The sequence below is a fragment of the Primorskyibacter sp. S187A genome, assembly GCF_049800955.1.
Classification (GTDB): domain Bacteria; phylum Pseudomonadota; class Alphaproteobacteria; order Rhodobacterales; family Rhodobacteraceae; genus JAKVBH01.
On record NZ_JBNAGA010000002.1, the window covers coordinates 512,331 to 530,297 of the forward strand.

At 58.3% G+C, this 17,967-nt stretch carries 16 protein-coding genes; 8 read left to right on the plus strand and 8 right to left on the minus strand.

What is annotated here, in order from left to right; genetic code table 11:
• Positions 1 to 2 precede the first annotated feature (2 nt).
• From pufM to dxs, 3 genes are all read left to right on the plus strand, one after another.
• The gene (gene pufM / locus ACP15S_RS13475; protein ID WP_425040905.1) at positions 3 to 989 is read left to right on the plus strand and encodes a photosynthetic reaction center subunit M; all 987 of its coding nucleotides are present in this window, start codon (positions 3 to 5) and stop codon (positions 987 to 989) included.
• Positions 990 to 992: 3 nt separating this feature from the next.
• Complete coding sequence (gene pufC / locus ACP15S_RS13480; protein ID WP_425040156.1) at positions 993 to 2,108, plus strand: photosynthetic reaction center cytochrome PufC; 1,116 nt, start codon at positions 993 to 995, stop codon at positions 2,106 to 2,108.
• Positions 2,109 to 2,282: 174 nt separating this feature from the next.
• On the plus strand, positions 2,283 to 4,220 hold the full coding sequence (gene dxs / locus ACP15S_RS13485; protein ID WP_425040157.1) for a 1-deoxy-D-xylulose-5-phosphate synthase: 1,938 nt from the start codon (positions 2,283 to 2,285) through the stop codon (positions 4,218 to 4,220).
• Here the strand turns inward: dxs and ACP15S_RS13490 are convergent.
• The 6 genes from ACP15S_RS13490 to ACP15S_RS13515 form a co-directional block, all read right to left on the minus strand.
• The gene (locus ACP15S_RS13490) at positions 4,209 to 4,652 is read right to left on the minus strand and encodes a hypothetical protein (protein WP_425040158.1); all 444 of its coding nucleotides are present in this window, start codon (positions 4,650 to 4,652) and stop codon (positions 4,209 to 4,211) included. The genes dxs and ACP15S_RS13490 overlap by 12 nt on opposite strands.
• Positions 4,649 to 5,749, minus strand: coding sequence for a flagellar type III secretion system protein FlhB (flhB, locus tag ACP15S_RS13495; protein ID WP_425040159.1), 1,101 nt, complete (start codon positions 5,747 to 5,749; stop codon positions 4,649 to 4,651). The genes ACP15S_RS13490 and flhB overlap by 4 nt, the downstream gene beginning before the upstream one ends.
• Positions 5,749 to 6,510, minus strand: coding sequence for a flagellar biosynthetic protein FliR (locus ACP15S_RS13500; RefSeq protein ID WP_425040160.1), 762 nt, complete (start codon positions 6,508 to 6,510; stop codon positions 5,749 to 5,751). Before ACP15S_RS13500 ends, flhB begins: the two co-directional genes overlap by 1 nt.
• Positions 6,510 to 8,594 (minus strand): flagellar biosynthesis protein FlhA, encoded by a 2,085-nt coding sequence (gene flhA / locus ACP15S_RS13505; protein ID WP_425040161.1) that lies wholly within the window; start codon positions 8,592 to 8,594, stop codon positions 6,510 to 6,512. Before flhA ends, ACP15S_RS13500 begins: the two co-directional genes overlap by 1 nt.
• A 377-nt stretch (positions 8,595 to 8,971) precedes the next feature.
• Positions 8,972 to 9,766: an aspartate dehydrogenase gene (locus ACP15S_RS13510; protein WP_425040162.1), complete on the minus strand. Its 795-nt coding sequence runs from the start codon at positions 9,764 to 9,766 to the stop codon at positions 8,972 to 8,974.
• Positions 9,767 to 9,776: 10 nt separating this feature from the next.
• Positions 9,777 to 11,009 (minus strand): urate hydroxylase PuuD, encoded by a 1,233-nt coding sequence (locus ACP15S_RS13515; protein ID WP_425040163.1) that lies wholly within the window; start codon positions 11,007 to 11,009, stop codon positions 9,777 to 9,779.
• Between the two features lie 101 nt (positions 11,010 to 11,110).
• Here ACP15S_RS13515 and ACP15S_RS13520 point away from each other — a divergent pair, with 101 nt between their 5' ends.
• Positions 11,111 to 12,019, plus strand: a complete 909-nt coding sequence (locus ACP15S_RS13520; protein ID WP_425040164.1) for a LysR family transcriptional regulator — start codon at positions 11,111 to 11,113, stop codon at positions 12,017 to 12,019.
• Positions 12,020 to 12,024: 5 nt separating this feature from the next.
• On the opposite strand, the gene uraH is transcribed toward ACP15S_RS13520, so the two are convergent.
• Positions 12,025 to 12,378, minus strand: coding sequence for a hydroxyisourate hydrolase (gene uraH, locus ACP15S_RS13525; RefSeq protein ID WP_425040165.1), 354 nt, complete (start codon positions 12,376 to 12,378; stop codon positions 12,025 to 12,027).
• A gap of 149 nt (positions 12,379 to 12,527) precedes the next feature.
• On the opposite strand from uraH, the gene puuE reads away from it, so the two are divergent.
• From puuE to ACP15S_RS13540, 3 genes are read left to right on the plus strand one after another with little or no spacing between them, the layout of a single operon-like run.
• Positions 12,528 to 13,940: an allantoinase PuuE gene (gene puuE / locus ACP15S_RS13530; protein WP_425040166.1), complete on the plus strand. Its 1,413-nt coding sequence runs from the start codon at positions 12,528 to 12,530 to the stop codon at positions 13,938 to 13,940.
• The gene (locus ACP15S_RS13535; RefSeq protein ID WP_425040167.1) at positions 13,937 to 14,422 is read left to right on the plus strand and encodes an ureidoglycolate lyase; all 486 of its coding nucleotides are present in this window, start codon (positions 13,937 to 13,939) and stop codon (positions 14,420 to 14,422) included. Before puuE ends, ACP15S_RS13535 begins: the two co-directional genes overlap by 4 nt.
• A 51-nt stretch (positions 14,423 to 14,473) precedes the next feature.
• Entirely contained in the window at positions 14,474 to 15,889 is a 1,416-nt protein-coding gene (locus ACP15S_RS13540) for a uracil-xanthine permease family protein (RefSeq protein WP_425040168.1), read from the plus strand.
• A 146-nt stretch (positions 15,890 to 16,035) separates the two neighbouring features.
• On the opposite strand, the gene ACP15S_RS13545 is transcribed toward ACP15S_RS13540, so the two are convergent.
• Positions 16,036 to 16,860 carry a bifunctional allantoicase/(S)-ureidoglycine aminohydrolase gene (locus tag ACP15S_RS13545; protein ID WP_425040169.1) on the minus strand — a complete coding sequence of 275 codons (825 nt, stop codon included), beginning with the start codon at positions 16,858 to 16,860 and terminating at the stop codon, positions 16,036 to 16,038.
• A 239-nt stretch (positions 16,861 to 17,099) separates the two neighbouring features.
• On the opposite strand from ACP15S_RS13545, the gene iolB reads away from it, so the two are divergent.
• Positions 17,100 to 17,909, plus strand: coding sequence for a 5-deoxy-glucuronate isomerase (gene iolB, locus ACP15S_RS13550; protein ID WP_425040170.1), 810 nt, complete (start codon positions 17,100 to 17,102; stop codon positions 17,907 to 17,909).
• Positions 17,910 to 17,967: the final 58 nt, after the last annotated feature.

The following is a 17,967-nucleotide window of genomic DNA, read 5'->3' on the forward strand; positions in this document are numbered from 1 at the left end:
TCATGCCTGAGTATCAAAACATCTTTACCCAAGTTCAGGTCCAGGGCCCGCCCGAATGGGGCACGGACAACGAAAACAACATGATGGAAGAGAGATCGGGCGAGCCCTTCTTCTCAACCCTTGTGGGCCTTTTCGGCAACGCGCAGATCGGCCCGATCTACCTTGGATGGACAGGTCTCGTCTCGATCCTGACAGGGACGCTGGCGCTCAATATCATCGGGATCAATATGCTCGCGCAAGTGGGCTGGTCGATCCCGGAGTTCCTGAGGCAGCTCTTCTGGCTGGCGCTTGAGCCGCCATCACCGGAATACGGCCTGTCGATCCCGCCGCTCAAGGACGGGGGCTGGTACATCATTGCCTCGCTCTTCCTTTTGGTCTCGGTGATGACATGGCTCTTGCGAACCTACCTGTTGGCCCAACAACACAAGATGGGCAAACACGTGTTCTGGGGGTTTGCTTCCGCGATCTGGCTGTTCCTCGTTTTGGGTCTCTTCCGTCCGATCCTCATGGGATCGTGGTCTGAGGCGGTGCCTTACGGGATCTTCCCGCACCTTGACTGGACGACGGCCTTCTCGATCCGCTACGGCAACCTCTACTACAACCCGTTCCACTGTCTCTCGATCGTGTTCCTCTATGGCTCGGTGCTGCTCTTTGCGATGCACGGCGCCACGATCCTCGCCGTGACCCGCTTTGGCGGTGACCGCGAGCTGGAGCAGATCTACGACCGGGGAACAGCCACCGAACGTGCCGCGCTCTTCTGGCGCTGGACCATGGGCTTCAACGCCACAATGGAAGGCATTCACCGGTGGGCCTGGTGGTTCGCAGTTCTGACCCCCATCACGGGCGGTATCGGGATCCTGCTCACCGGCACGGTTGTCGATAACTGGTTCATCTGGGCCCAGGAGCACAACTTCGCTCCGCTCTACGATGGCGCCTATGGCTACGCCGATTACCAATCCTACGAAACCTTCATTGGACAGGAGAACTAAGTCATGTTTCCCAAATGGTTCAGTGAATGGAACAGGGAGAACCCCACCGATATCTTCGGGCCCGCGATCAAGATCGGGGTCCTGGGTGGGGCTGCCTTCGTAGCGATCATGGCGGTCGCCTGGGGGAACCCGTTTGCAGATCAAAACATGCAGACAGGTCCCCGCGGCAACGGCATGTCGGTCACTAAATATGAGGCCGAGATCACAGCTGCCGATCCGACCCTTGCGGATTACTACGACGAGGAGCCGTGGATCCCCGAGGAAGGTGAGGAGCTGGCAAAGGACATTTATGAGAATGTCCAGGTTTTGGGCGATCTGACGGATGCCAACTTCAATCGCCTGATGAATGCGATGGTCAATTGGGTCGCGCCGGATGAGGGCTGCAACTACTGTCACGCGGGCGCGGACGATGGTGAATATGCGGATGACGATCTTTATACCAAGGTTGTTGCCCGCTCGATGATCCAGATGACCCAGTCGATCAACGAAGACTGGGACGGACATGTCAACGCTGTGCAGGAAAACGGTGTGAACTGTTATACCTGCCACCGTGGCCAGAACGTGCCATCCGAGATCTGGTTCAAGACGACGCCAGTTCTTGAAGCAACCGAGGGTTGGGCGAGCATTCAAAACCGCGCAACGCTTATCTCGCAATCGACCTCACTGCCCTCGGATGCGCTGGAGAAGTATCTCCTCGAATACGAGACCATCGCAGTGCACGACCTGGAAAGCCGCGTTGCCGGTGTTCCCGGTCAGGACGACTACCCAGGCATTCAGCATGCCGAGCGGACCTACTCGCTGATGAACTATTTCAGCAACTCGCTCGGGGTGAACTGTGTGTTCTGCCATAACTCCCGCGCCTTCTACGATCCCGGTCAGGTTACGCCCCAATGGGGCACGGCAAGCCTGGGCATCGCGATGGTGCAGGAACTCAACAACGACTGGCTCGTGCCGCTGCGCGACGTCTATCCCGAACACCGGCTCGGTCCGAAATATGCAGATGCGCCCAAGGCCGCCTGCAAGACCTGCCACAAGGGATATCAGCGTCCGCTGCAAGGCATGAACGTGATCGCCAACTGGCCTGAATTGGCCAGCACGGAGCCGCCAGTCTACGAATGAGGGTCGGGCCTCCGGGCCCGCTCCTCCGCCAGGTTCGCTGCTGCTTCCCCAGTAGCGAACACGGGGAGAATTCCCCGGTTCCCTTCCTGTTGGCTACAGGAGCGGCGGTGCATCGGGGGTCTCGATGCACCGCCATTTTCTCTCACTCGTCGGGTTGGGCGAGCGTGCAACGGAATGACGGGGGAAGTTGTCATGCCATCTCAAACACCATTGCTGGACGTGGTCCGCTTTCCAGCGGACGTCCGGAACCTCACTGATCGCGAATTGCACCAGCTGTCTGATGAGCTGCGTACAGACGTCGTCAACATCGTCAGCCAAACAGGGGGCCATCTGGGCTCATCTTTGGGTGTTGTTGAATTGACTGTGGCGCTGCACGCCGTGTTCAACACGCCGGTCGACAAACTTGTCTGGGACGTGGGCCACCAATGCTACCCGCATAAGATCCTGACTGGCAGACGTGACCGGATGCTGACCCTGCGCCAGAAGGATGGGCTCTCGGGCTTCACCAAGCGCAGCGAGTCTGACTACGATCCTTTCGGTGCCGCGCACAGCTCGACCTCGATTTCCGCGGCCCTTGGTTTTGCCGTCGGCAAGGATCTGGGCCAACCCACTGGCGACGGCATTGCCGTGATTGGGGACGGCTCGATCTCTGCGGGCATGGCCTATGAGGCGCTTAACAATGCTGGTCACGAAGACCGCCGCATGTTTGTCATCCTGAATGACAATGAGATGTCGATTGCGCCTCCCGTCGGCGCCATGTCGTCGTATCTCAGCCGTATGTATGCCAATGAACCACTGGCCGCTTTGAAGAATTTTGCCGAAGGTTTTGAGGCGTCTTTGCCCGAGCCGATGCGCGAAGGTGCTAAACGCGCGCGTCAATTGGTGACGGGCCTTGGCGCGTCTGGCACGCTTTTTGAAGAGCTTGGGTTCTCCTATATCGGCCCGATCAATGGTCATGATCTTGACCAGCTCCTGCCAGTGCTGCGCGCAGCGCGCGCGCGTGCGACCGGGCCGACGCTCATCCATGTCTGCACTGTGAAAGGCAAGGGCTATGCGCCCGCGGAGGCGTCCAACGATTGCTATCACGGTGTCGCCAAATTCGACGTGGCCACGGGTGCGCAGCAAAAATCGAAGCCAAACGCACCGTCCTACACAAGCGTGTTCGGGCAGACGCTGACCGAGGAGGCCACCCACGATCCAGCGATTGTGGCCGTGACGGCGGCAATGCCATCAGGCACCGGCGTCGACATTATGGCCAAGGTCCATCCCAAACGGGTGTTCGATGTTGGCATCGCGGAGCAACATGCCGTGACCTTCGCGGCAGGCATGGCCGCAGCAGGCCTCAAGCCGTTTTGCGCCATCTATTCGTCCTTCCTGCAGCGCGGGTATGACCAGATTGCCCATGACGTCGCGATTCAGAACCTGCCTGTTCGCTTTGCCATCGACCGCGCCGGGCTTGTCGGCGCTGACGGTCCGACCCACGCCGGGGCTTTCGATGTCGCCTATCTGGCTAACCTGCCCAACATGGTCGTGATGGCGGCGGCAGATGAGGCCGAACTCAAGCACATGGTCGCAACCGCAGCGGCTTATGATGCAGGCCCGATCGCCTTCCGCTATCCGCGCGGAAACGGCACGGGTGTGATGATGCCGGAGCGGGGCGCGATCCTTGAGATAGGACGTGGGCGCATCGTGTCCGAAGGCGAAGATGTCGCGATCCTGTCCTTTGGCGCGCATCTTGAGGAGGCTGCGATGGCCGCGCTGGCTCTGGAGGACAATGGGCTGAGCGTAACGCTCGCGGACGCCCGTTTTGCCAAGCCGCTCGATGAAGCATTGTTGCTTAGTCTCGTGGATAACCACCGCGCTCTGATTACGGTCGAACAAGGTGCTGTTGGCGGCTTTGGAGCCCATGTCTTGCACCGGCTTGCGGATCTTGGCCGTCTCGATGGCCGCTGCGCTGTCAAGACAATGACCTTGCCAGACAGGTTCATCGATCAAGCCTCGCCCGCCGAGATGTATGCGGATGCGGGTCTGACCCGGCAGGACATTCTCGATACAGCCCTGCAAGCCTTGGGCATTCATTCTGGAAACAATGTCGTGCCTCTAAAGGGCTGACGACGTGCTTCTTTTTGGCGGATGCGCGATCTGAAGCAATAGCAAGGCTTCCTGAGCTTTTGCTTCGGATTTCGCGCGATCCTGCTTCTGAGCACTTTGGGCGATGTCCTTGAGCGCATCACGCTTGCCCAGGTGTTTGCGGAGCTCTTGCGCGTATTCGCCTTTCTCCGCGAGGATCAGCGCGAGGTCCTGATTGGCCTGCGCTTTCTTGCGCCGGCTCCACTCTGTCCACAGTTGATGAGCGCCCATCCGCATCATGGTGGACAATTCCTCCGGCGGGGTTGTGGCGGCGATTTGGAAGCCTGCATCAATGTCCTGTAGCGTGCGGCGTGTAGCCATTTCCCGCGCTGTGATCTTTGCCATTCGGCCCTGCGCGTGATTGAGCTTTGCCTCGGCGAGATGGGCGAGCTCCTGCAAATCTTTCAAATTCATCGGGATCGTCCTCTTACCTTCGCGCGCATAGCATCCGAGAATCGGATGGCGGCGGCGACGGCCTTGTAGTGTTCCGGCGAGATTTCATCGCCAATGTCCAGACCAGCGTGCAGGGCGCGCGCGGTTGGAGGGTCTGAATGAATGGGCACACCGTTTTCCGTGGCGATTTCACGGATCTTCAATGCGATCTCATCCACGCCTTTGGCGACAACTTCTGGCGCCGTGCCCTTCGCGCGCGACCACTTCAAGGCCACCGCGTAGTGCGTCGGGTTCACGACCACGACATCTGCATCCGGCACATCCGAGAGCATTGTATTGAGCGCGATATGTTCGGCCTTGCTGCGCCGGGCTTGTTTGAGATGAGGATCGCCTTCGGATTCCTTCATCTCGTCGCGCAATTCCTTGTGCGACATCCTTTGCTTCTTGAGATGCTCGAAGTGTTGCCAAAGGTAGTCAATCCCACCGATGACGAGGGAAACGCAGAACGCAATTGCCAGAAATTCAATGGCATAGTTCAGCATGCGCAAGATCGCGCCATCGACCGGTGCAATCACCGACAAGACAATGTCGTTGAACCGAAATTGCAGGTAGGCAAACAAGAGCCAGGCATAAAGCCCCATTTTCACGGCACTTTTGGCAAACTCGAACAGCCCCTTGCTGCCGAATTTGTTTTTCATGTTCTGGACAAGAGACAGGCGCGAGATCTTGGGTTTGAGCTTGCTTCCGGCAAACACAAAGCCGCGCTGAACGAACAGACTTCCAATGACAAAAATTGCAGGCACGATCACAAACGGCATCAGAGGCATCAAGATACCGGGCAGGGCCGGGGCAAAAACGGCTTCGAATTGACCCTCAAACATACGGGGCGCCATGTCGTGGGAGCGCGCGATCAGTACTGACAATGCATCACCCAGAGCCAGCAGGCTGCCGCCTCCGACTGCCAGTGCTGTGATGAGAAAGCCGAGATACATCGCAGTGGTGTTTAGGTCGGTAGAGCGCGCGAAGTCACCTTTCTTGCGCGCATCGTCGAGCTTTTTCTGCGTGGCCTCAAATGACTTGTCGGCGCCGTCTTCTTCTCCACCACCATTGCCTGCCATCAGCGCACCGCCAATGGGTTGGCCAGATAGGCATCGAGCGCGTCATGCCAGACTTCCAGCATGACGGGGGCTGCGGCGAGGAGAAGGACAAGACCACCCAGAGTGATCGCAGGAGCGCCCACAAAAGCGACCATCAGCTGCGGCATCGCTTTGTTGATCACGCCCAGTGCCAGATTGTAGAGCATTGAGAGCACGATGAAGGGCATGGCCAACGAAAATGCCAACTGGAACGCATGCGCCACTTGCGCGATGCCCCATTCCGCAACCCCTGACCCGGCAGCGGCAAGCCCGGGCGGGAACAACCCGTAGCTTGCCACAAAGAGCTCGATGGCTTTGACATGAAGCCCGGTCAGCATGGCCAAGGCGATCCCTCCCACCATGAGAACATGGCCCATGGCGGGCATGGGTTCGACGCCTGCCGCACCAAACACCTGGCTCAGCGATGTGGCTTGCGCTGCGATCGTGCCTGCTGTTTGCAATCCCATCAGCAGCAAGCGCAATCCGATCCCCAGCAAAAACCCGGCGAGTGTCTCCGTCCCGAGCAATTGCGCCAGCCTGACCAAGTCCCAATCGGGTTCAGCGCGCCATGGCACAACCGGGTAGACGATAAAGGTAAAGGCCAATGCCAGGCCGAGTTTGATCCGGACGCTCACGCTCGCCGCGCCAAATCCGGGCATCATCGCGACGAAAGCGCTGACCCGGAAAAAGATCGCGAAAAAGCCGTAGATATGCGGCTCGAGCAGGAGAAAGACGTCACTCACTACTCAACGATCCCTACAAGAGAAGGCTGTGCTTCAAATCCGATTTCCTCAAATGACAGCACCGGGTTTGTGAGCCCCCTCGCGGACAGGACGGTTCGCAGGAACCTCCGCCGTCTCGCCGATGTGACGAAGGCCGCCTGCACGCCTCTGTCGGCCACTTCTGTGGCCTTGCTTGTCGCGCTTTCCGACAACCGCGCAAAGACATCAGGCGGCAGCGCGACGTCCAGACCGCCACGCTCGGACTCCACCTGATAGGTGTTGAATGTCTCCTCCCATTCAGGCGCGAATTGTATGAGCGGGATGGACCCGTCCTGACGTTGGAACTCGGACACAATCTGGAAGCCCAGCTTCTGGCGCACCATTTCGCAAATGGCTTCGGGTTGCGGTGTCAGGGTACGGGCCTCGGCAGTGGCCTCGAGGATAAGTGGGATGTTGCGGATCGAGACCTGCTCTTCCAGCAGCAGCCGCAACACGGAATGCAGAAGATCCATCGGAACTCGTTCCGGAATCATTTCATCAAGGAACTTCCGATTTGCCTCCGCACGCCCGGGATCGGTCAGATTGACCAGTTCATCGAGCAATTTGCGCAAGGCCTTCATGGTGAGCAGGCGGCCAAAGTTACGTTTGATCACCTCGAGCAAATGCGTCGCGAGGACCTCTGTGGGCGTCACGATCGTGACACCCTCGATGGACAACTGCTCGCGCATATCGGGTTTGATCCAGCGCGCAGGGGCACCATATACCGGCTCCTCAACGTCTTCCCCTTGCGGCAGCAGATGGGGCGCATCGTTCACCAGTGCGAGAACCATGTCGGCGTTGAGGCGTGCGCGCACTTTCTCGACGCCGAAGATGCGGATGATATAGGTGCCCGGCTCGAGCGCCATGTCGTCTGTCAGGCGGATTTCCGGCATGACCAACCCGAAGCGGGAGGCAATATGCGTGCGCATGTTGTTGATGCGGCCGTCGAGACCCGTGCCGGGATCGAGCACGAGACTGACGAGATCGCTGGCAAACACGACATGAATGTCGTCAAGATCGAGAACATCGCCGATCTTTTCAGGGGCTGGCCCCTCTTCTGCTTCCTGCACAACCTCGGTATCGGGCTCGTTTTTGGCCTTGGTGAACCCTTGATAGGCAAGCCAGCCCAGCAATCCAGCGCCCAGCAGAAATGGCAAGGCGGGCAAACCGGGCACAACCGCGAAGATTGCCAGCAGAATGGCCACGGTCCCCAATGCGCCGGGGTATTGGCCCAACTGCTTTACGAGGGTCAGATCGGTTGTGCCTTTGGCGCCGCCGCGTGCCAGCAGAAGAGCGGATGCGATGGAGATGATGACAGCAGGAATCTGAGTGACCAAACCATCGCCGACCGTGAGGATCGCGTAGGTTTCAAAAGCCTGCATAAGCCCCATGCCGTGGACCGCGGTGCCCATGATCAGGCCGACGACGATGTTCAGCAATGTGATCAGCAGGCCTGCGACGGCATCGCCTTTGACGAATTTGGATGCGCCATCCAGCGATCCGAAGAACGTGGTTTCCTGTTGTTCAAGCTCGCGCCGGGCTTTTGCTTCTTCATGTGTAATGGCGCCAGCGGAGAGGTCGGAATCAATGGCAAGTTGTTTGCCGGGCATCCCGTCCAGGGCAAATCGCGCACCGACCTCGGCCATGCGCGCCGCGCCCTTGGTAATCACCATGAAGTTCACGATCAGCAGAACGCAAAAGACGACGATGCCCAGGAACACATTGCCGGACATGATGAAATTGGCAAAGCCTTCGATCACATCCCCCGCAGCATCCGTTCCTGTATGACCTTCGCTGATGATGAGCTTGGTCGAGGAAATATTGAGCGAAAGGCGCAACATAAGTGAGGCGAGGAGAATCGTCGGGAAGGCGCTGAAATCAAGGGGGCGTTCAATGAACAGCGTGACCGAGAAGATCAGAATCGCAAGTGCAAAAGAGGCTGTCAGACCAACATCCAGCATCCATGACGGCACCGGCAGGATCATCATGACAATCACGGCCATCAGCGCCATGGCCAGCATTGCAGTAGGCTTGAAGATGTTTGCGAGCATTAATTTTTTCTCCATGTCAGAGCATGGATAGGGCGCAATATACCAAAAAGTGATTAAAATCGGCGGGGCCCTCGTAACCTAGATGCCGCGTTTCATGGTGGTCTCGGACATCTGTTGGCCGTGCAGGAGCGGGTGGCCTGCGTTTTCACGACGGTTTGCTATGTCTATGGTGCGCTGGGTTGCCCTTTTCGCTCCCATGCCTTTGCTCTGGCGTGAAAAACGTACGCTCCATCCGGCTCTAAGTCTGGCTCAAAGCGGCCGGGACTGCGGCCGCCGTGTCGTGTCAATTGCGCACACCCGGCCCTGAAGACTAACGCAACGACGTCCTTATCACAGTAAACAGTAGCTGTTACGTCTCCGTGTCTCTACGCAGTAGGCGTGACGGTGGCGTCTCACGCCTTCGTCTGATCGCAGGTGCTCTGTGCCGCGAATGCGCGGATGTTCTCCACGATGCTCAGGACAGTCGTCAGAGATGTTCGTGGATTGCCGGGGCTCGGCGCGTTTTGGATCTGCATCTCATAGGTACATGCCTCTGACATGACACGATACCGATGTGTGTTGGCGGACGCTGCAGGATCGGCAATGAGACAGGCGCGCATTCTGTCAAAGCCGCCTCCGGCAAGGGCGAGCGCCGCGACGACATTAGCATTTTTGGGAAAGCGCAGCGCTGTGTCGCGTCCTGTGCTGTCGAAGAAGGTTGTGGCGGTTTCAAGAGCGTCGAGGTTGATCAGATCTTGCGCGGGAGATCCCTTCCAGGCTGTAGGGGGCTTGATGCCCTCGTAGTGCAGCGTGAGCTCACCCTCGCTGGCCAGCGCCCGTAACACATCCAAACCGCCAATTGCGCCAGATGGCAAAATGAGGCGCACCCCCGCGCTTTGCGCGGAGGCAAAGAGCGCCGCTTCGAGGCCGGCATCGGCCAAGGCGCCGACAGAAGCAACGAGCAAAGGGATGCCTGCTGACAATGTGGCTGAACCATAGTTTTGGACAGCCTCATGCCCTGCGCATTCCACGATAAGATCAGGCGCTCGTACAAGGAGATCATCAAAGCTCGTGGCTGCTACAACGCCGCTTGGTGTGTCAGAAACTGGAGAGCGTGTCAGGACTGTGATTTCAAAGCGCGGGTCTGCCTGAAGTCGCGCGCAGACCTCGCGCCCGATGGCTCCAAACCCGATCAACCCGATCTGCATGGCCTTACCTTTACTGCGCGCGGACGTCGCGGACCCAGGCGACGATGGCGCGGCGTGCGTCATCGTCCATCTGGATCGCATTGGGCGGGGGCATTGCGTGGCTCACACCTGCTTGCAGGTAGATCTGATCGGCATGGCGGGCAACATCGCTCTCGGTTTCCAGCAAAACATCCTTGGGCGCCCAGCGGATGCCATCCCAGGATGGCTCGCGCGCATGGCACATGGAGCAATTTCCGACCACGGCGAAGTATGCCTCTTCGAAACTGTCAGCAGAGGCGAACTTCTCCTCGTAAGGCGTCAGAGCGCGCGCTTCCGCCTCCTCGTACGTATCGCCGCCGGGCACGGTGGAAAGCCATGCGATCACCACCATGAGCAGAACCGTGACAGCCCATGTCCAATGGGGGCCCTTGCCGGTCTTGTGCATGGTGTTGAAGTAATGCCGGATCGTGACGCCTGTGAGAAAGATGAGGGATGCGATGATCCAGGCGTATTCCGTTGCGAAAGCCAGCGGGTAGTGGTTCGAGAGCATCAGGAAGACAACGGGCAAAGTCAGGTAATTGTTGTGCGTCGAGCGGACCTTCGCAATCTTGCCGTATTTGGCATCCGGGGTGCGCCCGGCCTTGAGGTCTTCAACAACGATGCGCTGGTTCGGCATGATCTGGAAAAACACGTTGGCCGTCATGATCGTGGCTGTGAACGCCCCAAGGTGAAGCAGCGCTGCGCGTCCGGTGAAGATCTGGTTGTAACCCCAGGACATCACGACGAGGATCACGAACAGCAGTAGCATCAGGACAGTCGGGGTATCCGCCAGCTTGGATTTGCACATCGCGTCATAGAGCAACCAGCCGATGGTCAGCGAACCTGCGGAGATCAGGATGCCTTGCCACAGCGCCAGATCGGCTTTGGTCGGGTCCAGCAGATACAATTCCCCGCCCACCCAGTAGATAATCATCAGCAGTGCAGCGCCGGAGAGCCATGTCGTATAGCTTTGCCATTTATGCCAGGTCAGGTGCTCGGGCATCCGGGCGGGTGCCACGAGGTACTTGACGGTATGATAGAACCCGCCACCATGCACTTCCCATTCTTCGCCATAAGCCCCTTCCGGCAAGGCATCGTTGGGTTTGAGCATGAGATCAAGCGCAATAAAATAGAACGACGCGCCGATCCACGCCATGGCCGTGATCACATGCAACCACCGCACGCTGAAGGCGATCCAATCCCATAAAACTGCCAGATCATACATGGCCACTCTCTCCCAAGTTGGACTTTGAAACTACTCTATTCGTGCAACGATTGTTCTGCTACATCTGCATAAGGCCAAGCAGCATCAAAAAAAGCCGAATAATGTCCTATCTCGACAATATCAGAACGTTCGTGCGCGTTTACGAGCTTGGTTCCATGTCGGCTGCCGGGCGGGATTTGCGCATATCGCCTGCTGTCACATCCTCCCGGATTTCGCAGCTGGAAGAGCATTTGGGCGTTCGATTGTTTCAGCGAACAACGCGCAGCCTCGCCCCGACAGATCAAGGCAAGAGCTTCTTTGGCGCGGCATGCGAAATCCTCGAAGCGGTCGAAAATGCGGAAGCGCAGGTCATGAACATGACCGAGAACCCGCGCGGGTCGCTCTATGTCGCGGCGCCGCTCGGCGTGGGCCGTCGTTTGATCGCGCCGCTCGTGCCCGATTTCCTGAAGCAATACCCGGAAGTCAGCATACGGCTGCGCCTGACAGACCGGAAGGTCGATCTGACGACGGAAGGGCTCGATCTGGCGTTCTTTCTGGGAAAGCCACAGGACAGCAACCTGAGGATTCGCAAGATCGCGGATGTCGAGCGTGTGCTATGTGCGGCGCCGGATTACATCGCGGCGCGGGGGCATCCGGCGGATGGTGCCGCATTGATCTCAGACAGGCATGAATGTCTGAATTTGCGCTTTCCCGGAGCACCCGAATTCCAATGGCCATTGGTCACGGGTGAGGGGCCCAAGCGGTTTCGCGTATCGGGCCGGTATGAGTCAGATGATGGTGATGTGTTGACTGAATGGGCCTTGCAGGGGCACGGGATAGTGCTGAAGCCCGTGTTTGAGGTCAAAGATCATCTGGAGGCCGGTCGGCTCATAGCTGTCGCAGAGGCGACACCGCCCGAGCCCATTCAAATGGCGTGCCTGTTCACGCATCGAAAGCGGCAGGATCCGAAAACCCGCCTTTTCATGGAATACGTGATCGAGACGATTGCCAATGTCGTTGGCGCGCGGTGATGTGATCAGCTGCCCCGATAGGTCGAATAGCCGAAAGGTGAAAGCAGCAAAGGCACGTGGTAGTGCGAGGCCTCTGACATGCCGAAGCGCAGCGGGATCACGTCCAAAAAGCGTGGATCCTCAGCGGGTGTGCCCTGCGCGGTAAGATATGCGCCTGCGTGAAAGACCAGCTCGTAGGTCCCGATTTCGAACTCGGTCGCTGGCAGGATCTGCTCATCTGTGCGGCCATCGCTATTGGTGCGCAGCGTTTTGAGATGGGTCCGCGTCTCACCTTGCAGGCGATAGAGCTCAATGCTCAAACCTTCCGCCGGGCATCCGCGCGCCGTGTCGAGAACATGTGTTGTCAGATATCCGCTCATGAAAGACTCCCATCGTCTGCTGCTTGTATGTGCCAGAAGGCTGGGGCTACAGCAAAGAATGTATCGCAATAGGCTGTTTAGCGATTTTTTTGAAAAACGGTTTGATTTTTTTTGAATCATAGAGGGGTCAAGTTGGAAAGGACACATCCATGATGCGTTATCCCCGCGATCTTTCCGGGTATGGAGAAATGCCGCCGAAGGCCGATTGGCCCGGGGCTGCGAAGATTGCTGTGCAAATCGTGCTGAATTACGAAGAAGGCGGGGAGAACAACATTCTCCACGGCGACGCGGCGTCTGAGGCGTTTTTGTCGGAGATCACGGGCGCTGCCCCGTGGCCCGGTCAGCGCCATTGGAACATGGAATCGATCTATGAATACGGCGCGCGCGCCGGGTTTTGGCGGGTTCACCGATTGCTCGGGGATCTCCCAGTCACAGTCTACGGCGTTGCGACCGCCCTTGCACGATCACCTGAGCAGGTGGCAGCGATGAAAACCAGCGGATGGGAAATCGCATCGCACGGTCTGAAATGGATCGAGCACAAGGACATGGATCCCGCTGATGAACGGGCGCAGATTCGTGAGGCCATCCGCCTGCATACAGAAGCGACCGGCGCTGCCCCACGGGGCTGGTACACGGGCCGATGCTCGACCAATACGGTGGATCTCGTGGCTGCTGAGGGGGATTTCGCCTATATCGCCGACAGCTATGCAGATGATCTGCCCTATTGGGTCCGAGCCGCAGGCAAGGACCAGCTCATTGTGCCCTATACGATGGATTGCAATGACATGCGGTTTGCCATTCAGGCGGGCTATACCAACGGCGATCAGTTCGAAAGCTATCTCAGGGACAGTTTCGATATGCTCTATTCAGAAGGCGCGGCAGGTCGCCCCGCCATACTCTCGATCGGATTGCATTGCCGCCTGATCGGGCGCCCGGGCCGCGCCATGGCGTTCAAACGTGCGCTGGACTATTTCATGCAGCATGAGAGGGTCTGGTTCGCGACGCGGGAGCAGATCGCGGATCATTGGGCGAAAACGCACCCGCCTCAGCAGGGCACGCGCCCATCCCAGATGGATCGGGACAGTTTTGTTGAGGCGTTTGGCGGCATTTTCGAGCATAGCCCCTGGATTGCAGAAGGCGCGCACGCTCTGGAGCTGGGCCCGGCTCATGACACGGCGACAGGTGTTCATCATGCGCTGTGTCGGGTCTTCCGCAGTGCGACCGAGGAGCAACGCCTTGGTGTTCTCAACGCGCACCCCGATCTCGCCGGCAAGCTGGCCGCTGCGGGAAAGCTCACGGCCGAGAGCACGGCCGAGCAGGCGGGCGCTGGACTTGATCTTCTGACCGATGAGGAGCGGGCCACGTTCCAGTCACTCAATGCCCAATATGTAGACCAACACGGCTTTCCTTTCATCATTGCGGTGAAAGACAACACCAAGGCCACGATCCTTGACGCCTTTCACCGCCGCCTGGGCCATGATCGCGAGACAGAGTTCGCGGAGGCCTGCCGTCAGGTGGAGCGGATTGCCGAGCTCCGCTTGATCGAGAAGTTGCCAAAATGACCAAACCGCTCAAACTCATGCCCCTGACATCGCAGGCTTTCGCGCCGTTTGGCGATGTGCTGGAGGCCTCTGGCACAGCGGACAGAATGATCAATCAGGGCATGTGCGGGCGCTATCATGATCGGGCACAGCTTGATTTTACGGATGGCCGCGCAGGGATCAGCATCTTTCAATCACAGGCGCGGACCCTGCCTTTCGCTCTGGACATGATGGAGCGGCATCCCGAGGGCAGCCAGGCATTTCTACCCTTGTCTGACAAGCCCTTCGTCGTTGTCGTCGCCCCCGATGACGGCGGCCAGCCAGGTACACCGATGGCGTTCCTGACCGCGCCGGGGCAAGGGGTCAATTACCATCGTGGAACATGGCATGGCGTGCTCACGCCGTTGCATGCGCCGGGTCTCTTCGCGGTCGTCGATCGCATTGGAGAGGGACCCAACCTTGAGGAACACTGGTTTGAGGACCCGTTCCTGATCACAGAATGAAGAAACAGCGCTGGTCTTGAAACGGGCGCACAACAGAGAGGGACATTGAAAATGGCCGATGCATCTATCGGGACGCCGGAGCAACTCCGCGATCCCAATTACACACCTCCGCTGGCAAAAGCTGTGCCTTTGGGCATTCAGCATGTGCTGGCCATGTTCGTGTCCAACGTGACGCCAGCGATCATCGTCTGCGGCGCTGCGGGGTTTGGCTTTGGCTCCAACAGCCCGGACTTTCCGCAGATGATCTACATGATCCAGATGTCGATGTTCTTTGCGGGCGTCGCAACTCTGTTTCAGTCCATCGGTGTCGGCCCTATCGGCGCGCGTTTGCCGATTGTGCAGGGGACGAGTTTTGCCTTCATCCCGATCATGATCCCGCTTGTGGCGGGCAAGGGCGTTGATGCGATTGCCGTTTTGATGGGCGGCATCGTTGCAGGCGGTCTCTTCCATGCGTTTCTTGGACTTTTCATTGGCAAGTTGCGGTTTGCGTTGCCGCCGCTTGTGACCGGGCTCGTTGTGACGATGATCGGTTTGGCGCTGGTCAAGGTGGGTGTGCAATATGCGGCGGGCGGTGTGCCCGCGATCGGAAAGCCTGAATATGGCTCCTTGATCAACTGGTCGATGGCTGGTGTCGTTGTGCTGGTGACGCTTGGGTTGAAGTTTTTCACTCGTGGGATGCTTTCAGTGTCCGCTGTTCTTGTTGGCCTGCTGGTGGGATATGCCTTTGCGTTCCTCTTGGGCGAGGTAAACCTCGGCAACGTGGGGCGCGCGGCCTCCTTTGCTCTGCCCAACCCTCTGCATTTTGGCATGGAATTCACCGTGGCGGCTGTTATCGGATTTTGTCTGATGTCCTTTGTCTCAGCCGTTGAAACGGTGGGCGATGTGTCGGGCATCACCAAAGGTGGCGCCGGACGCGAGGCGACAGATAAGGAAATCCAGGGCGCGACCTTTGCCGATGGTGTCGGGACAGCTATCTCCGGCTTCTTTGGGGCCCTCCCCAATACGTCCTTCAGCCAAAACGTCGGCCTGATTGCCATGACGGGCGTGATGTCTCGCGGTGTCGTGACGGTCGGTGCGCTGTTCCTCATTCTCTGCGGTTTGGTCCCCAAGATTGGCGCGGTGATCTCGTCTGTGCCGATTGAGGTGCTTGGCGGCGGTGTGATCGTGATGTTTGGCATGGTTGTTGCCGCGGGTATTTCGATGCTCTCGGATGTGAACTGGAACCGCCGCAACATGGTGATCTTCGCCATCGCCCTGTCGCTTGGCCTGGGTCTGCAGCTGGAGCCGGGCGCGCTTCAGCATTTGCCTGATACCATGAAGGTTCTGGCGACCTCTGGCATCCTGCCTGCCGCTCTGATCGCCATCGTTCTGAACCTCGTACTTCCTGAGGAGTTGGCAGCGGAGGCCACAGAAGAGGTATCCGGTGGCATGTCCGGCCATGGCGATGGCTCCTTGCCGGGCGAATAATACCGCGACAGACCTGCATAAAAGAAAGGGCCCGGATCATCCCGGGCCCTTTTTCGTGTCTTGGAGCATTCGGCCAAAATCTTGAATCACGGCCTGTGGACCAACGTTGCGCGTTCAGCGACGCGGAATTGTAAGCGGTGAGGCCATCAGCCGGTGTGTAGCTTCATGTGGCGATTGACGTCTTTATAGAGTAGATAGCGAAATCGTCCCGGCCCCCCGGCGTAACACGCCTGTGGGCAAAAGGCGCGCAGCCACATGTAGTCGCCCGCTTCCACCTCAACCCAGTCATTGTTGAGATTGTAGACGGCCTTGCCCTCCAGAACGTAAAGCCCGTGTTCCATGACATGTGTCTCGAGGAACGGGATCACCCCGCCGGGCTCAAACGTCACGATTGTGACATGCATGTCATGTCGCAGATCAGTTGGGTCTACAAAACGGGTCGTGGCCCAAACGCCATCGGTGTCGGGCATGGGTGTCGGCGCGATGTCATTCTCATTGGTGACAAAGGCCTCAGGCGCTGGCAATCCGGGTACAGGCTCGTAGGCCTTGCGGATCCAATGAAACCGGAGCGGTTGTTCGCTTGTGTTGTGCAGCGTCCAGTCGGTTGACGGCGGGATATAGGCATAGCCGCCCTCTTGCATGATATGGATCTCGCCATCCAGCTTGAGGCTGGCTTGACCTTCGACAACAAAGAGAACGCCTTCGGCGTGTGGATCCAGCTCAGGCTGGTCGGATCCGCCGCCGGGGGAGACCTCCATGATGTATTGCGAGAATGTCTCGGCAAAGCCCGTCATCGGGCGTGCGATGACCCAGACCCGTGTCTCTTCCCAGAACGGCAAGAAACTTGTCACGATGTCGCGCATCGTGCCGCGCGGAATGACGGCATAGGCCTCTGTGAAGATTGCCCGGTCCGTTAGCAGTTTCTTTTGCCCGGGCAATCCACCGTGTGGGGCATAATACTTGGATGACATGCGCGCTCCAATAACATGGGTTTTTGTCTTTATCGCAAGCGTGTTGCCTTACATCCATCAGCGAATGCCAGAACGCACCTTTTGGTTATTGTTGATAATGTCTTGGATTTTCGTATTTCTTGCGCGTTGCGACGCTGTTTGGCGTAATGTCTTTGGGCGAGCCATCAAACACCTGTTTCCTCGCCCGTGTTGCCCCGCTACGGTTCATTCGACAATTCGGGCAAGAAAACGAGGGCTCCATGGCGGACCTGCTGAAGAAACCATTCGGGATGCATGGCAAGGTTCATGAGATTTCACCGGCCAGCGCCGGTTGGCGTTATGTCGGGTTTGATCTCTACCGCTTGCGCGCAGGTGAGACTGTGGGCGAGCCGACGGGCACGAACGAGGTTATCTTGGTCATGGTCGAAGGTAAGGCGCGGATCTCCGCCGCCGACCGGGATTGGGGCGAGTTGGGCGACCGGATGGATGTCTTCGAGAAGACCGCGCCGCATTGCCTGTATGTTCCGAATGACGATGCCTGGTCCGCGCAGGCCACGACTGATTGCACAATTGCCGTCTGCAAGGCGCCGGGCAATTCAGGCCATGCCGCGCGTCGGATCGGGCCTGATGGCATCACGCTCACTGAGCGCGGCGCGGGCACCAACACGCGCTACATCAATAATATCGCCATGGAAGCCGAGGATTACGCCGACAGCCTGCTTGTGACGGAAGTCTTCACGCCCGCGGGGCACTGGTCTTCTTACCCCAGCCACCGGCATGATGAGGATGATTATCCCCGGATTACGTATCTCGAGGAGACCTATTACCATCGGCTCAACCCGTCCAATGGCTTTGGGATTCAGCGTGTCTATACCGATGATGGCCAGCTGGATGAAACGATGGCCGTTTCTGACGGTGATGTTGTTTGTGTCCCGCGCGGTCATCACCCATGCGGCGCGCCCTACGGATTTGAGATGTACTACCTCAATGTCATGGCAGGTCCGCTGAGAAAGTGGAGATTCGTTTCGGCCCCGGAAGTTGAATGGATCGTGGAGCGGGACGCGACCTGAAATCATCTCGTCAATCAAGGGTTGTTTTTGGCCCTAATTGACTGATTTTCGCGCGTTT

What these genes read in the sequence shown, in the direction of transcription:
- ACP15S_RS13540 (WP_425040168.1), top strand. Translation starts at nt 14,474, where the DNA reads ATGGCCGATGCATCTATCGGGACGCCGGAGCAACTCCGCGATCCCAAT.
- pufC (WP_425040156.1), top strand. Translation starts at nt 993, where the DNA reads ATGTTTCCCAAATGGTTCAGTGAATGGAACAGGGAGAACCCCACCGAT.
- ACP15S_RS13545 (WP_425040169.1), bottom strand. Translation starts at nt 16,860, where the DNA reads ATGTCATCCAAGTATTATGCCCCACACGGTGGATTGCCCGGGCAAAAG.
- ACP15S_RS13520 (WP_425040164.1), top strand. Translation starts at nt 11,111, where the DNA reads ATGTCCTATCTCGACAATATCAGAACGTTCGTGCGCGTTTACGAGCTT.
- ACP15S_RS13535 (WP_425040167.1), top strand. Translation starts at nt 13,937, where the DNA reads ATGACCAAACCGCTCAAACTCATGCCCCTGACATCGCAGGCTTTCGCG.
- dxs (WP_425040157.1), top strand. Translation starts at nt 2,283, where the DNA reads ATGACGGGGGAAGTTGTCATGCCATCTCAAACACCATTGCTGGACGTG.
- pufM (WP_425040905.1), top strand. Translation starts at nt 3, where the DNA reads ATGCCTGAGTATCAAAACATCTTTACCCAAGTTCAGGTCCAGGGCCCG.
- ACP15S_RS13490 (WP_425040158.1), bottom strand. Translation starts at nt 4,652, where the DNA reads ATGAATTTGAAAGATTTGCAGGAGCTCGCCCATCTCGCCGAGGCAAAG.
- ACP15S_RS13515 (WP_425040163.1), bottom strand. Translation starts at nt 11,009, where the DNA reads ATGTATGATCTGGCAGTTTTATGGGATTGGATCGCCTTCAGCGTGCGG.
- iolB (WP_425040170.1), top strand. Translation starts at nt 17,100, where the DNA reads ATGGCGGACCTGCTGAAGAAACCATTCGGGATGCATGGCAAGGTTCAT.
- flhB (WP_425040159.1), bottom strand. Translation starts at nt 5,749, where the DNA reads ATGGCAGGCAATGGTGGTGGAGAAGAAGACGGCGCCGACAAGTCATTT.
- puuE (WP_425040166.1), top strand. Translation starts at nt 12,528, where the DNA reads ATGATGCGTTATCCCCGCGATCTTTCCGGGTATGGAGAAATGCCGCCG.
- uraH (WP_425040165.1), bottom strand. Translation starts at nt 12,378, where the DNA reads ATGAGCGGATATCTGACAACACATGTTCTCGACACGGCGCGCGGATGC.
- ACP15S_RS13510 (WP_425040162.1), bottom strand. Translation starts at nt 9,766, where the DNA reads ATGCAGATCGGGTTGATCGGGTTTGGAGCCATCGGGCGCGAGGTCTGC.
- flhA (WP_425040161.1), bottom strand. Translation starts at nt 8,594, where the DNA reads ATGGAGAAAAAATTAATGCTCGCAAACATCTTCAAGCCTACTGCAATG.